We start from the raw sequence: 13,097 nt of genomic DNA, 5'->3' as shown, positions 1-13,097 counted from the left end.
GGCGTAACCGTCCGGCCTCGTGCCACGGTCAGGATCAGTCCATGCTCGACCAGATGACCCTGTATCCGATCGCCGACGACGTGCTGTTCGCACCGGGCGGCAAGGTCGTGATCCGCACTTACGGCGTGGCACCCGCCACCACGGGAGCCTCCGTCTCCTACCGGACCTGGGTGACCGGCATCCGCGACCAGCCGCGGTACTGGCACTGGGGCCACTTCGAGGACGCCACCTCCGGGCACCGCAGGGTCCTGGAGTGGCTCACGGGACGGGGGCCCCAGCCTTCCCAAGCGCTGTCCTGATCGCTATCCTCGGGCCAAGCAACCGCTTGGTAGAGGAGGCGTGGTGCGGCGCGCGATCCACCTGATCGAGGAGGTCGACTTCCGGCCGATGAACTCCAGGCGTCCCCTGGAGTACCTCACCTGGCTGACCCGCTACAAGCGCGAGGACGAGACCCGCACGGCGCCCTCGCTCACCTCCGGCATGTCCATCAGGTCCCGCGAGATCGACCTCGTGGGCGCCTTCTACGCGGTCGGCATCACCGGCCATCCCCAGTTCAAGGCCGTCACGCTGTGGGACTGCCACGGCGGCTGGGACGGCGGCTGGCGGCAGATGATGGAGATCTACCAGGGCGTGGACGAGCGCCTGTTCCTGTCCGACATCGACGACCTGCGCTTCTCGGCGTTCTCCCGGCCGCTCGGCGCCGCGCCGGGCTGCCCGCCGCTCGCCGAGGCCCCCGCCGCCGAGCTCTACCTCTTCGAGAGCGCCCGCGTACGCCCCGGCGCCGCACTCGACTACCTGCACGCCGTACGCACCGAGCGCGCCCCCCTGCTCGCCGAGCACGGCCACACCCTCGTCGGCCTGTACGAGGTGCTGTTCTGCGACACCGAGGCGGTCACCCTCTGGGCCGTCTCCCTCGACGACCACCTGGCCACCCAGCGCGCCCGCGACGCGGCCCTGGGTCTCGACGACGAGGCGACCCCCGACTCCCGGCTGCTGGACTGGGGAAAACGGGCGCGCGACTACCTGGAAGGCCCCTGGCGTGAGACGCTTCTCGCACCGTTCCCCGGTTGCCGCCTGGCGCAAGGGGGTCCGACGGGTTAGCGTCGGCTGCGGAGGTGGCCATGACGGACTCATACCTCTACAACGGGCAGAGCCCAGACGAACACGTCGCATCGTGCCCTGACTGCACCGCGGCGATCGCGCTGCTCGACCAACCCGAGACGGCGGTCGCGCCGCCGCCCACGCTGCGTGAGGCCGTGCTGTCCATGGCGCGCCGCCGCCGCACCCCGGCCGTGATGGCCGTGACCACCGTGGCGGCGCCGTACGCCGAGCAGGTCGCGATCATGGACGAGCTGCTGGCCGAGCTGAGCGAGCCGCAGTGGGAGCTCCCGATCGCCAAGCACGGCACGGTCAGGGGGCTGGTCGAGCACCTCATGGCCAACGACTCGACCGTGGCCACGTTCATGGGGGTCCCGGGCGCCGGCGCGGCCGCCGCGCCGTTGCACCGGCGCTGGCGCGAGCAGGCCGGCTCCGTGCTGGAGCGGGTCTCGTGCAGCAGCGAGGTGCTGCTGGGCGTCGAGGTGGCGCTCGCGGGGGCCCGCCCGGCCCGCGCGCCGCTGCGCCAGGCCATGATCCAGCGCACGTTCGAGACGTGGACGCACGCCGACGACATCAGGGTCGCCACCGACCGGTCCAAGGCCGCGCCGCGCCCCGAGCACGTGCACATGATCGCCGAGTTCGGCCTGGCCCTGCTGCCCCGCGCGCTCAAGGGGCCGCGCCGCGACATCTCGGCCACCGTGGTGCTGACCGGCCCTGGCGGCGGCACGTGGACGATCCCGCTCTCGCCCACCTCCGGCCACGTCGCCGTGCTCATCTCGGCCGAGGCGGTGGACTTCTGCCGGCTGCTGGGCAACCGGTGGCCGGCCGACTCCTTCCCGTACGCCGCCGAGGGCGACCCCGCGCTCGCCCGCGACCTGATCCGCGCCGCCGCCACGCTGGGATGCGACTGATGAGCGACATGGACCTGTGCGCACGGCTGACGGCCGGTGACCTCGACGCGCTGGCCGACGCCTATGACCAGCACGGCTCGTACGTCTACGGGGTCGCGGTCAAGGTCACCAAGAGCCAGGCGTTCGCGGAGGAGGTCACCCAGAACGTGTTCGTCGCGCTCTGGGAGCAGCCTCTGGCCTACGACCCCAGTCTCGGGTCGTTACGCGGCTGGCTGGTGAGCAGGGCCATGCACGAGGCGGCCCTGCGCACGAAGGTCGGCCAGGGGCCGTTATAGACGCGTTCTACACCGGGGCGTTCCAGGTCAGGAGCACCGGTTCGGCGTGCTCGTAGCCGAGCCGCGAGTAGGTGCCCGTGTCGAGCTTCAGCAGCCGGCCCTCCTCGGGCGCCAGGCCCAGCCAGCGGGCGGCCAGCACGCGCAGGAAGTGCCCGTGCGCCACCAGCGCCACCCGGCCCTCGACCCGGCGGGCCCGCTCGATCACCCGGTCGGCGCGCACCGCCACCTCGGAGGCGCTCTCGCCCGGGTGCTCGGCGTCGCCGGGGATCACGCCGTCGCGCCACAGGTACCAGCCGGGGTGAGTCCTGCGGATCTCCGGCGTGGTGATCCCCTCGTAGCCGCCGTAGTCCCACTCCCACAGATCGGCGTCCACCTCGTAACCGGACAGCCCGGCCAGCTCCGCCGTCCGCCCGGCGCGCTGGGCGGGGGAGACCAGCACCAGGTCGAACGGCTCCTTCACCAGCGGCGCCAGCGCCCTGGCCTGCTCCTCGCCGTGCTCCGTCAAAGGCAGGTCGGTACGTCCGGTGTGCTTGCCCGCCTTGCTCCATTCGGTCTCTCCGTGCCGGAGCAGCAGCATCTCGTTCATGGGTCCCATCATCCGGCACGGCCTTCTCCCGGCCGCGGTCAGGTGGCCAGGTCCTCGACGACGGGCTCGAAAGCGGGCAGGTCACGCTCGTGATGCAGCACGAAGTACGAGATATCGTGCTCATCCCGCCAGTAGCGGAGCCTGTCGGCGATGTCGTGCCGCGTACCCAGCAGGACCTGGGGTGTCTCGTCCAGCGCGGAGCTGTCGGCCGCGCTCCACGCCTCCTCCGCCTTCCGCTCGCCCACCTGCACCACGCTGGTGCCGAGCTCCAGCTCCGGGTAACGGTCGCCGGCCGCCGCGCGCAGGGTGGCGAGCTTGCCCAGGAGCGCGGGCAGCCCCCCGTCCCGCACGTCGGGCCCGCTCCCGTCGGCCTTCACCCGCATCCCGATGTTCACGACGTCGGCCTCCTCGGCCGCCAGCCGCAACATCCGGGCCCCGCCCGCGCCGATCACCAGCGGGGGACGGGGCCGCTGCACGGGTTTGGGCTGCTGGTCGAGGCCGGAGATCCGGTAGTGCCGTCCCTCGAAGTCGAAGGGCCCGTCGCCCCAGAGCCCCTTGAGCACGGCGAGCGCCTCGCGCAACCGCTCGACGCGCACCCCCGGGGGCTCCAGCGCGAGCCCGGCGCCGGCGTAGTCGCCCGCCAGCCACCCCGTGCCGATGCCGACCTCCAACCGCCCGCCGGACAGCAGGTCGAGCGTGGCCGCCTCCTTGGCCAGCACGGCCGGGTGCCGGAAGTCGTTGGCGAACACGAGGGTGCCGACGCGCAGCCTGGTGGTGGCGCAGGCGGCCGCGGTGAGGGCGGCGACGGGCGCGAACCTGGGCCCGACGAGGTGATCGGGCACCAGCAGCACGTCGAACCCGGCCCCCTCCAGGCGCCTGGCCTTCTCGGCCCACGCCTTCCCGGACCCGGCCTCCCGTACCACCGCTCCGAACCTGAACCGCCGCACGGCCGCCTCCTACCAAGTGCTTGGTTGGGATTGTAGCCGCCTCACGCCTTCTCGCGCGGCTGGGGCAGCGCGAGGGCGACGCCGCCCATGGCGGCGGTGAGGATGAGCCAGGCCGCGCCCGCCGCCACGTTCGACAGCTGCGCCAGCCAGGCCACCGGGATGAGCAGCGGCGCCACGATCAGGGCGATCGCCGCCCACTTCGGTGCCGCGCTGCTCAGCGCCGCGACGCCCAGCAGCACCAGCCCCAGCAGCGCCAGGAAGAACGTGAACCCGAGCGCCGAGGTCGGCAGCCCCTCGCTCACCTCGGTGACCAGCCGGTGGGTCGTGGGCACGTCGAGCCCGGCACGGGCGGCGGCGTAGATGACCTCGTCGGTGTCGGTCGCCGGGAGGGTCAGGATGAAGGCGAGAATCATGCCCACCAGGCCGAGCACGGGCCGCCCGTCCCTGGCCACCCTGCTCACCGCGAGGAGGCCGGGGACGAGGGTGGCGAAGCTCAGCACGCCGAGCCAGCTCAGCAGGGCGTAGCCGTCGAGGTGGGCGGTGAAGGCCCGGATGTACGGCTCGCCTTCCAGCGTGGCCGGATACGGGGCGAGCAGCAGCGACAGGGCGATGAGGAGAGGCGAGGCCACCGCGCAGGCGATCATCGCGGTGCGGGTGAACCCGGCCGTGGCGGTGCGTGGGTGAACTGCGGTCATGTCCCCGAGCTTCGGACCCGGCGGGCGGGGGCGCATGAGTAGGGGCTACTCAATCCGCGGGGCTTACCAAGCGCTTGCTTTAGGTGCGAGACTGGGGGACATGGAGATCCCCGTACGCCAGGCGACAGACGACGAGGCGGCGTTCTTCACCGAGCACGGCTGGGTGCGGCTCGGCCGGTTGATCGACCCGGACACCACCGCAGAGCTGCGCGAGCGCGCCACGGGTTTCCTCCGCGCGCGCTCCAGGAGCCACGAGACGCTGGTCGACCAGGCGTTCGGCCAGTCCAGGGACATCGCGGCGAGCGACGAGCTGTTCGGCGCCCTGACCATGAGCCCCGCGATGGGCCGCAACGCCGTACGGCTGCTGCGCGGCGTGCGGGCCGTGCGCGTGCAGGTCACCAACCTGCTCGTCAAGGAGGCCGGGGAGCACGGCGCCACCGAGTTCCACCAGGACTTCCCCTGGATGCCCATGGATCGCTCGGCCATGCTGACCGTCTGGCTGGCCCTGGCCGACGTGCCCGCCGAAATGGGGTCGCTGCGCTTCTACGACGGCTCCCACCGGTACGGCCTGCTCGGGCGCAGCTTCACCCGCCCGGGCGACGACCAGCTCAGCCAGCACCCGTGGCTGAAGGAGCTGGAGCTGTCACCGCCCCTGGACCTCGAGGCCGGCGACGCGACCGTGCACCACGCCCTGACCGTGCACGGCGCCCCCGCCAACCGCCGCGACAGCCCGCGCCTGTCCTTCACCGCCACCTACTTCGACGCCGACGCCCTCTACACCGGCCTGCCGTACAGGCAGACCGACGGGCTCGGCCTCGAGGTGAACCGGCCCTTCGAGCACGAGAGGTTCCCGTGCCTGAGACCGTGAAGGGCCCGGTCGCCGACCTCGGGGCGACGCTCATGCACGAGCACGTCTTCGGGCTCAGCCCGGAGATCCTCTGGAACTGGCCGGACATCCCCGAGGAGTGGGACCTGGAGGCGCGGGCCCGGGAGGCGGCGGGCAAGCTGGACGCGCTCAAGGCGGAGGGCGTCGACACGATCGTGGACCTCACCGTGGTCGGGCTCGGCAGGTACGTCCCCGCCGTGCGCCGGGTGGCCGAGCTGACCAGCGTGAACATCGTGGCCGCCACCGGCCTCTACACCTACGACGCCCTCCCGCCGTACTTCGCCAACCGGGGGCCCGGATCGTTGTTCGGGGGACCGGACCGGCTGGCCGAGTTCTTCGTACGGGACATCACCGAGGGCATCGGGCGCACCGGCGTCAAGGCGGCCATGCTGAAGTGCGCCTCCGACCACCTGGGGATGACCAAGGGGTGCGAGCGGGTGTTCCGGGCGGTCGCCGAGGCCCACCTGGAGACCGGCGCGCCGATCACCACCCACTCCCACAGCGCCTCCAGGGGCGGGCTGGCGCAGCAGGAGCTGCTCGCCTCGCTCGGCGTGGACCTGGGCCGGGTGGTCATCGGGCACGCCGGTGACTCGACCAATGTGGCCTACCTGGAGGAACTGATCGCGAACGGGTCCTACCTGGGCATGGACCGCTTCGGCATCGAGACGATCAGCTCGTTCGAGGACCGGGTGGCGATCGTGGCCGAGATGTGCGGGCGCGGGCACGCCGGGCGGATGGTGCTGGGGCACGACTCGTACTGCTTCAACGACCGGTTCGACGCCGACGTCGTGCGCCGCCGGCACCCCAACTACCACCTGCTGCACATCTCCCGCGACGTGCTGCCCGAGCTGCGCAAGCGGGGCGTCACGGACGACCAGATCGACCAGATGCTCGTCGGCAACCCGCGGAGGATCTTCGCATGATCGAGGACTTCGACGTCACCTCGGACTGGCACGTCGCCGCCCCCTACGAGTTCCTGGCCAGGCTCCGCCGGGAGTCGCCGGTGTTCAGGAGCGAGCACCTCGGGGCGTACGTGCTGACCCGCTACGCCGACGTGCGCGCCGCGTACGGCGATCCCCGGCGCTTCTCCTCCAAGGGCTCGCTGACGATCTCGCGCAGCCTGACCCGCGAGACGAGGGAGAAGCTGGGCGAGCACGGCTCGTTCCTGTCCAGCTTCGTGGCCAACGTCGACCCGCCCGACCACACGCGGCTGCGCCGGTCGGTGTCCCGGGCGTTCACGCCGCGCGCGGTCGCCGCCATGGAGCAGCAGTTCCGGCGGCTCAACGAGGACCTCCTGGACCGGCTCGTCCCGCGCGGCCGGGCCGACTTCGTCACCGAGATCGGCCACGAGCCGTCGATCAAGCTGACCGCCCGCTTCATCGGGGTCCCCGAGGCGGACGAGGCGTTCGTGCAGTCGCACGTCAAGGACTGGTTCCAGCTCTTCCTGTCGCCCCAGCCGCCCGCCCGCCAGCTGGAGCTGGCCGGCAGCTTCCTGACCTACCTCGACTACGTGGACCGGCTGGTGGCCGCCCGCGCCAAGGACCCGAAGGACGACTTCACCTCCCTGATGACCTCGCTCATCGGCGACGAGCTGACGCATCGCGAGGTGGTGGAGCTGATCTCCACGATCCTGCTCGGGGGCAACGACACCGTCCCGAACCAGCTCGGCAACACCGTCCTGCGGCTGCTGCGGGAGGACGCCTGGCCGGTGCCGCCGCCGCTGGTCGCCAACGCCTCCGAGGAGTGCATGCGGATCGACGGGGCCTCGCTGGGCTCCTTCCGGTACGCGGTGACCGACATCTCCCTGCACGGCGTGACGATCCCGGCCGGGGCCCTCGTCCTGCTGTCCACCGACTCCGCCGCCCACGACGAGAGCGTCTTCCCCGACCCCGACCGGTTCCGCGTCGACCGGCCGAACGCCGCCGACCACATGGTCTTCGGGTACGGCATCCACTTCTGCGTCGGGGCCGCGCTCGGCCGGCTGCAACTGCGCACCGCGCTGGAGGTGCTCGGGCACCGGTTGCCGCGGCTGCGGCTCGTACCCGGCCAGGAGATCTCCTACCGCAGGTCGATCGTGGGCCGCGGCCTGCCGTCCCTGCCGGTCGAGTGGTGAACGGGCGCTCGGACGGGCGCTCGGACGGGCGCTCGGACGGGCGCTTCGACGGGCGCGTCGCGCTCGTGACCGGCGCCGGGTCCGGCATCGGCGCCGGCTGCGCCGCCCGCCTGGCCGCCGAGGGCGCCTGCGTCGGGGTGCTCGACCTCCGTACGGCCGCCGCGCGCGCCACCGCCGCCGGCATCCGCTCCCGCGGCGGCACCGCGATGGCGCTGACCTGCGACGTGTCCGACGAGAAGCAGGTGGAGGAGGCGGTGGCGACGCTGGTGGCGGCGTTCGGGCGGGTGGACGTCCTGCACTCCAACGCCGCCGTTCTCGACGCCGACGTGTACGGCCGGGACCGCGAGCTGGACTCCCTCGACGTGGCCGTATGGGACCGCACCATGGAGGTCAACCTGCGCGGGGCCATGCTCGCGGTCAAGCACACGGTGCCCGCGATGCCCGACGGGGGCGCCATCGTCATCACGTCCTCGGTGTCCGCCCTGGTGGGTGACACGGTGCACGCGGCGTACGGCGCCTCGAAGGCCGCCCTGATCGGCTTCACCCGCTACGTGGCCACCATGTACGGCTCGCGCGGCGTCCGCTGCAACGCGGTGGCCCCCGCCCTCGTCCTCACCCCGAACGCGCAACGCGCCCTGACGCCTGCCCAGCTGGCCGACAAGGCGGCGGAGCGGCTGCTGCCGTGGGCGTGCACGGTGGAGGACGTGGCCGCCCTGGTGTCCTTCCTGTGCTCCGACGAGTCCCGCTGCCTCACCGGTCAGACCCTCGTCCTCGACTCCGGCACCCTCGCCCACCGCCCCCAGCACGCCGTCCACCAGTCCCGCCACCCCCTCTGACCCCGGCCCCGCCTGGATCACCACCGGTTCGCGTCGCCGCCGCCCCACGGTTCCCGCCGCCCGCCCCTGGCGCCGTCCGGCCGTGGCGCCGTCCGGTCGTGGCGCCGTCCGGCCTCTCCGGCGTGCGCCGTTCCGTCTCTCCAGCGTGCGCCGTCCCATGTGCCATCCCCCTGTTCGGGTCCCAGCCGCGTAGCGGGGCGGGCGGTGGGAGGTGATCTTTGAGCGAATGTCCCCTATGGTGTGGTTTTGAGGTGAGGGGGGCGTATGGAGCCGGTGGCGGTCGGGCTGGTCGGGGCGGGGCCGTGGGCGCGGATGGCGCACGGGCCGATGCTGGCCCGGGGGCCGCACACGCGGCTGGCCGGCGTGTGGGCCCGGCGCCCCGAGCAGGCCGCCCGGCTGGGCGCCCCCGTCTTCACCAGGGTGGAGGAGCTGTTCGACCACTGCGAGGCCGTCGCGTTCTGCGTCCCGCCCGCCGTGCAGGCCCAGTACGCCGTCCTGGCCGCCCGCGCCGGCAAGGCACTGCTGCTGGAGAAGCCCCTGGCCGACTCCCTCGACGGCGCACGGCGGCTGGCCGATGCCGTGGCCGAGGCGGGCGTGGCCTCCCAGATCGTGCTCACCCTGCGGTACGCCCCTCAGACCCGCGCGTTCCTGGCCCGCTGCGCCGAGATCGAGCCGTTCGGCGGCCACGCCGCGAACGTCTCCGGCGCCCTCCTCGGCGACCACCCCTTCGCCACCCCCTGGCGGCTCGAGCGCGGCGCGCTGCTCGACGTCGGCCCGCACGTGATCGACCTGCTGGCCGCCGCCCTGGGCCCGGTCACCGGCGTGCGCGCGCACGGTGACCCGCTCGGCTGGACCGGCCTGCTGCTCGACCACGAGGGCGGCGCCGTCAGCGAGGCGTCCCTGTGCATGGCCACCGCCGGTGACCCGCCCCCGCCCATGTTCGCCGTGTACGGCCGCACCGGCAGCGCCGTGCTGCCGCACTTCGACGACGACCCTCTGGAGGCGGTCGCCGAGGAGTTCGCCAGGACCGTGCGCGCCGGCGGCGGGCACCCCCTCGACGCCGCCCACGGGCTCAGGCTGCAGGAGATCATCGCCGAGGCGGAGCACCAGCTGACCCGCTAGGCCCGACCGGCCCAGCAGGCCCCTTGACGTCGCCGGCACTTGGGCGATTGATAGCCTTCCCTTTACTCACGCGCAGAGCGCAGCGAAGTCCGGTGCGATTCCGGCGCTGTCCCGCAACTGTCATAGCCAGGTCGCCTGCCTCCGCGCTGACGTCATCAACCCTCGTGGAAAAGGGTGATCCGTCGCTCAACGCGGGTCTCTCGGTTCCGAACAGTGTGAAAGGACTACTCGTGAGGCCCGTACGCACGGCCTTCGCGGGCGCGCTGCTGGGAACGCTCGTCCTGGCCGGTTGCGGTCAGACCGGCACCACAGCATCCCCGTCGGCAACAGCCCCTACCTCCGCCGCCCCCGCCGCCACCGGCGACTTCCCCGTCACCATCGAGGCGGGCAACGGCCAGGTCACCATCGCCAAGAGGCCGGAGCGGATCGTCTCGCTGTCGGCCACCCACACCGAGACGCTGTTCGCCATCGGCGCGGGCCCCCAGGTCATCGCGGTGGACGCCGCGTCGAACCACCCGCCCGAGGCCCCCAAGACGGACCTGTCCGGCTTCAAGCCGAACGTCGAGGCCATCGTCGCCCAGAAGCCCGACCTGGTCATCGTCTCCGACGACCTCGACCAGGTGGTCAAGGAGCTGGGCAAGGTGAACGTGCCCGTCCTGCACCAGCCGTCCGCCACCAAGCTCGACGAGGCGTACGAGGAGATCGCCGAGCTGGGCGCCGCCACCGGCAACAAGGCCAAGGCGGACGAGGTCGTCGCCGGCATGAAGGCGGCCATGGACAAGCTGGCCGCCGAGGCGCCCAAGGCCGGCAAGCTCACGTACTACCACGAGCTCGACCAGACGCCGTACGCCGCCACGTCCCAGACGTTCATCGGCCAGATCTACGCGATGTTCGGCCTGACCAACGTCGCCGACAAGGCGCCCGAGGCGGCGGGCGGCTACCCGAAGCTGTCGGCCGAGTTCGTGGCCCAGGCCGACCCCGACCTGATCTTCCTGGCGGACGTCAAGTGCTGCCGGCAGAGCAAGGAGACCCTGGCCGAGCGGCCGGGCTGGAAGAACCTGTCCGCCATCAAGAACGACCGGGTGATCCAGCTCGACGACGACATCGCCTCCCGCTGGGGCCCGCGCGTCGTGGAGCTCGCCGAGACGATCGGCGCCGCCGTGGCCAAGGCCGGCGCGAGCTGAGATGGTGACGCAGGCCGGCCCGGCCAGGGCGAGACCCCTGTGGGTGGCGGGCGCCCTGGGCGTGCTGGCCGTCTCCATGATCGCCGGGCTGCTCGACGGGGCGGCCGACATCTCGCCGTGGCAGGTCGTGCTGCAGGTGGTGGACTGGCTGCCGGTCGCGCGGGTGGACTCCGGGCTGGCGCCGGTCGAGCAGGGGCTGCTGTTCGAGCTGCGGCTGCCGAGGGTGCTCCTCGCCGCCGTGGTGGGCGGGCTGCTGGCCATGGCGGGGGCCGGCTACCAGGGCGTGTTCCGCAACCCGCTCGCCGATCCGTACCTGCTCGGCGCGGCGGCGGGCGCCGGCCTGGCGACGACCGCGGCGATCGTGCTGCTGCCCTCCGTGGCCGGGAGCATCCCGGTGGCGGCCTTCGTGGGGGCCGTGGGCGGGGTGTTCCTGGCGTACACGCTGGGCAACACGGCCGGGCGGGCCGGCGGCACGGCCACGCTGGTGCTGGCGGGGGTGGCGGTCACGTCGTTCCTGACCGCGATCCAGACGTTCATCCAGCAGTTCAACGTCGAGGAGCTGCAGCGCATCTACTCGTGGATCCTCGGCGACGTCGGCGGCGGGTGGGACCAGCTCTGGCTGGTCCTGCCGTACGCCGTCGTCTCCACCGTCGTGCTCCTGCTGCACGGGCGGATGTTGGACGTGCTGTCCGTGGGCGACGAGGAGGCCACGAGCCTGGGCGTGCGGGCGGGCCGGGTACGCTTCACCGTGCTGCTGGCGGCCTCGCTGGCCACCGCGGCGGCCGTGGCGGTGAGCGGGCTGATCGGGTTCGTGGGCATCGTCATCCCGCATGTCGTGCGGCGGCTGGCGGGCGGGTCGTACCGGATCGTGCTGCCGCTCTCGCTGATCGGCGGGGCGGCGTTCCTGGTGCTGGCCGACCTCGTCGCCCGTACCGTGCTGGCGCCGGCCGAGCTGCCGATCGGCGTGGTGACGATGTTCGTGGGGGCGCCGTTCTTCGTCGGCGTACTGCGTATGACCAGGCGGACGGCCACATGATCAGCGCACGCGGCCTGTCCGTACGGCTCGGGGAGCGCGAGGTCCTGACCGGCGTGGACCTGGAGGCGCGGCGCGGCGAGTGGGTGGCCGTCATCGGGCCCAACGGGGCCGGCAAGTCCACCCTGCTCAAGGCCGTCATGGGGCTGGTCGCGCACCGGGGGGAGGTCGTGCTCGGCTCCCGGCCGGCCGGCGCGCTGAAGCCGCGCGAGCGGGCCCGGCTGGTGGCGTACGCGCCGCAGACGCCCGCCCTGCCGCCCGACATGACGGTCTTCGACTACGCGCTGCTGGGGCGGACGCCGTACATCCCGTATCTGGGGCGGGAGAGCAGGCACGACCGGGCGGTGTCGGAGAGCGTGCTGGACCGGCTGGACCTGACGGCGCTGGCCGCGCGCCGCGTCGGGGAGCTGTCCGGCGGGGAGCGGCAGCGCGTCGTGCTCGCCAGGGCGCTCGCCCAGGAGGCCCCCGTGCTGCTGCTCGACGAGCCCACGACCGCGCTGGACCTCGGGCACCAGCAGCAGGTGCTGGAGCTGGTGGACCGGCTCCGCCGGGCCGACGGCCTGACCGTCGTCACCACCCTGCACGACCTGACCGTCGCGGGCCTGTACGCCGACGCCCTCCTGCTCCTGGCCGAGGGCCGCGCCGCCGCCGCGGGCGAGCCCGCGCAGGTGCTGACCGAGGAACTCGTGGGACGGCACTTCGACGCGCATGTGAAGATCGAGCCCGGGCCCGACGGGCGGCCCGTCGTGCACCTGGTCAGGGGAGGGTCGTGAAGCTCACGTATCGGGTGGAGGAGGGGGCCCGGCTCCGGGCGCTGCTGTGGGAGTTCGGGCCGGGGTGGCGGATGATCTCCTCGGCGATGCTGGGCGGAGGGATCGGCCCCCGGGAGTGGGTGCTGAACGCCCAGGTGGTGGCGGGCTACTCGCGGATGGACCCGATCGATCACCTCGCCTCACTCGGGCCCGCCACGGGGGACGGGGTCGGGATGATGACCGCCGCGTCCGTCGACCGGTACGTCCGGGCCGCGGACGGGGGCGTGGAGGCGTACGCGACCGTGGGGCTGCGGGTGCCCACCTGGGCGGCCGCCCCCGAGGGGCACCAGGACCCGGAGCTGGCCCCGATACGGGTGGGGACGATCAACATCGTGGTGGTGGCCCCCGTCGCGATGACGGACGCGGCGCTGGTGAACACGGTGATGACGGTCACGGAGGCGAAGTCGCAGGCGCTGATGGAGACGGGGTTCGCGGGCACGGGCACGGCGTCGGACGCGGTGTGCGTGGCGGTCCCGGCCAACGGGCCGCAGGAGGTGTTCGGCGGGCCCCGGTCGGAGTGGGGCGCCCGGATGGCACGGGCCGTCCACGCCGCGGTACGCCGCGGGGCCGAGGCGTGGCGGCCTCGTCACTCAAAGTGA

General features: G+C 72.9%; 16 protein-coding genes. 13 read left to right on the top strand and 3 right to left on the bottom strand.

Features of this window, described 5'->3' with window-relative positions; all coding sequences use genetic code 11:
• Positions 1-41: 41 nt before the first annotated feature.
• Genes ACTWPW_RS02375 through ACTWPW_RS02360 form a run of 4 tightly spaced genes read left to right on the top strand, consistent with a single transcriptional unit; the run spans position 42 to position 2,284 of the window.
• Complete coding sequence (locus tag ACTWPW_RS02375; RefSeq protein ID WP_443167824.1) at positions 42-299, top strand: hypothetical protein; 258 nt, start codon at positions 42-44, stop codon at positions 297-299.
• Positions 300-342: 43 nt separating this feature from the next.
• The gene (locus ACTWPW_RS02370) at positions 343-1,101 is read left to right on the top strand and encodes a hypothetical protein (RefSeq protein ID WP_375108999.1); all 759 of its coding nucleotides are present in this window, start codon (positions 343-345) and stop codon (positions 1,099-1,101) included.
• Positions 1,102-1,121: 20 nt separating this feature from the next.
• Positions 1,122-2,009 (top strand): hypothetical protein, encoded by an 888-nt coding sequence (locus tag ACTWPW_RS02365; RefSeq protein WP_443167823.1) that lies wholly within the window; start codon positions 1,122-1,124, stop codon positions 2,007-2,009.
• On the top strand, positions 2,009-2,284 hold the full coding sequence (locus ACTWPW_RS02360; protein WP_375109001.1) for a sigma factor: 276 nt from the start codon (positions 2,009-2,011) through the stop codon (positions 2,282-2,284). Before ACTWPW_RS02365 ends, ACTWPW_RS02360 begins: the two co-directional genes overlap by 1 nt.
• Positions 2,285-2,291: 7 nt before the next feature.
• Here ACTWPW_RS02360 and ACTWPW_RS02355 read toward each other — a convergent pair whose 3' ends face one another.
• Genes ACTWPW_RS02355 through ACTWPW_RS02345 form a run of 3 tightly spaced genes read right to left on the bottom strand, consistent with a single transcriptional unit; the run spans position 2,292 to position 4,512 of the window.
• Positions 2,292-2,870 carry a histidine phosphatase family protein gene (locus ACTWPW_RS02355; RefSeq protein ID WP_375109002.1) on the bottom strand — a complete coding sequence of 193 codons (579 nt, stop codon included), beginning with the start codon at positions 2,868-2,870 and terminating at the stop codon, positions 2,292-2,294.
• 38 nt (positions 2,871-2,908) lie between these two features.
• Positions 2,909-3,817, bottom strand: coding sequence for a TIGR03621 family F420-dependent LLM class oxidoreductase (locus ACTWPW_RS02350; protein WP_375109003.1), 909 nt, complete (start codon positions 3,815-3,817; stop codon positions 2,909-2,911).
• A gap of 41 nt (positions 3,818-3,858) precedes the next feature.
• On the bottom strand, positions 3,859-4,512 hold the full coding sequence (locus ACTWPW_RS02345; protein ID WP_375109004.1) for a hypothetical protein: 654 nt from the start codon (positions 4,510-4,512) through the stop codon (positions 3,859-3,861).
• A 100-nt stretch (positions 4,513-4,612) separates the two neighbouring features.
• Here ACTWPW_RS02345 and ACTWPW_RS02340 point away from each other — a divergent pair, with 100 nt between their 5' ends.
• From ACTWPW_RS02340 to ACTWPW_RS02300, 9 genes are all read left to right on the top strand, one after another.
• Positions 4,613-5,380 (top strand): phytanoyl-CoA dioxygenase family protein, encoded by a 768-nt coding sequence (locus tag ACTWPW_RS02340; RefSeq protein ID WP_375109005.1) that lies wholly within the window; start codon positions 4,613-4,615, stop codon positions 5,378-5,380.
• On the top strand, positions 5,365-6,321 hold the full coding sequence (locus tag ACTWPW_RS02335; RefSeq protein ID WP_443167822.1) for a phosphotriesterase family protein: 957 nt from the start codon (positions 5,365-5,367) through the stop codon (positions 6,319-6,321). Before ACTWPW_RS02340 ends, ACTWPW_RS02335 begins: the two co-directional genes overlap by 16 nt.
• Complete coding sequence (locus ACTWPW_RS02330; protein WP_443167821.1) at positions 6,318-7,511, top strand: cytochrome P450; 1,194 nt, start codon at positions 6,318-6,320, stop codon at positions 7,509-7,511. Before ACTWPW_RS02335 ends, ACTWPW_RS02330 begins: the two co-directional genes overlap by 4 nt.
• The gene (locus tag ACTWPW_RS02325) at positions 7,508-8,347 is read left to right on the top strand and encodes an SDR family NAD(P)-dependent oxidoreductase (protein WP_443167820.1); all 840 of its coding nucleotides are present in this window, start codon (positions 7,508-7,510) and stop codon (positions 8,345-8,347) included. The genes ACTWPW_RS02330 and ACTWPW_RS02325 overlap by 4 nt, the downstream gene beginning before the upstream one ends.
• Positions 8,348-8,611: 264 nt before the next feature.
• Positions 8,612-9,469 (top strand): Gfo/Idh/MocA family protein, encoded by an 858-nt coding sequence (locus ACTWPW_RS02320; RefSeq protein ID WP_443167819.1) that lies wholly within the window; start codon positions 8,612-8,614, stop codon positions 9,467-9,469.
• Positions 9,470-9,699: 230 nt separating this feature from the next.
• Positions 9,700-10,653, top strand: a complete 954-nt coding sequence (locus tag ACTWPW_RS02315; RefSeq protein WP_443167818.1) for an ABC transporter substrate-binding protein — start codon at positions 9,700-9,702, stop codon at positions 10,651-10,653.
• Between the two features lies 1 nt (position 10,654).
• Positions 10,655-11,689: a FecCD family ABC transporter permease gene (locus tag ACTWPW_RS02310; protein ID WP_443167817.1), complete on the top strand. Its 1,035-nt coding sequence runs from the start codon at positions 10,655-10,657 to the stop codon at positions 11,687-11,689.
• On the top strand, positions 11,686-12,459 hold the full coding sequence (locus tag ACTWPW_RS02305) for an ABC transporter ATP-binding protein (protein WP_443167816.1): 774 nt from the start codon (positions 11,686-11,688) through the stop codon (positions 12,457-12,459). The genes ACTWPW_RS02310 and ACTWPW_RS02305 overlap by 4 nt, the downstream gene beginning before the upstream one ends.
• Positions 12,456-13,097: an adenosylcobinamide amidohydrolase gene (locus ACTWPW_RS02300; protein WP_443167815.1), complete on the top strand. Its 642-nt coding sequence runs from the start codon at positions 12,456-12,458 to the stop codon at positions 13,095-13,097. The genes ACTWPW_RS02305 and ACTWPW_RS02300 overlap by 4 nt, the downstream gene beginning before the upstream one ends.

This window comes from Nonomuraea sp. KM90, assembly GCF_052246675.1.
Taxonomy (GTDB): Bacteria; Actinomycetota; Actinomycetes; order Streptosporangiales; family Streptosporangiaceae; genus Nonomuraea.
This window is presented reverse-complemented; position numbering and strand designations above follow the sequence as displayed.

Coding starts and splice junctions, on each gene's coding strand:
- ACTWPW_RS02375 (WP_443167824.1), top strand. CDS start 42: ATGCTCGACCAGATGACCCTGTATCCGATCGCCGACGACGTGCTGTTC.
- ACTWPW_RS02365 (WP_443167823.1), top strand. CDS start 1,122: ATGACGGACTCATACCTCTACAACGGGCAGAGCCCAGACGAACACGTC.
- ACTWPW_RS02360 (WP_375109001.1), top strand. CDS start 2,009: ATGAGCGACATGGACCTGTGCGCACGGCTGACGGCCGGTGACCTCGAC.
- ACTWPW_RS02355 (WP_375109002.1), bottom strand. CDS start 2,870: ATGAACGAGATGCTGCTGCTCCGGCACGGAGAGACCGAATGGAGCAAG.
- ACTWPW_RS02345 (WP_375109004.1), bottom strand. CDS start 4,512: ATGACCGCAGTTCACCCACGCACCGCCACGGCCGGGTTCACCCGCACC.
- ACTWPW_RS02340 (WP_375109005.1), top strand. CDS start 4,613: ATGGAGATCCCCGTACGCCAGGCGACAGACGACGAGGCGGCGTTCTTC.
- ACTWPW_RS02330 (WP_443167821.1), top strand. CDS start 6,318: ATGATCGAGGACTTCGACGTCACCTCGGACTGGCACGTCGCCGCCCCC.
- ACTWPW_RS02320 (WP_443167819.1), top strand. CDS start 8,612: ATGGAGCCGGTGGCGGTCGGGCTGGTCGGGGCGGGGCCGTGGGCGCGG.
- ACTWPW_RS02310 (WP_443167817.1), top strand. CDS start 10,655: ATGGTGACGCAGGCCGGCCCGGCCAGGGCGAGACCCCTGTGGGTGGCG.
- ACTWPW_RS02305 (WP_443167816.1), top strand. CDS start 11,686: ATGATCAGCGCACGCGGCCTGTCCGTACGGCTCGGGGAGCGCGAGGTC.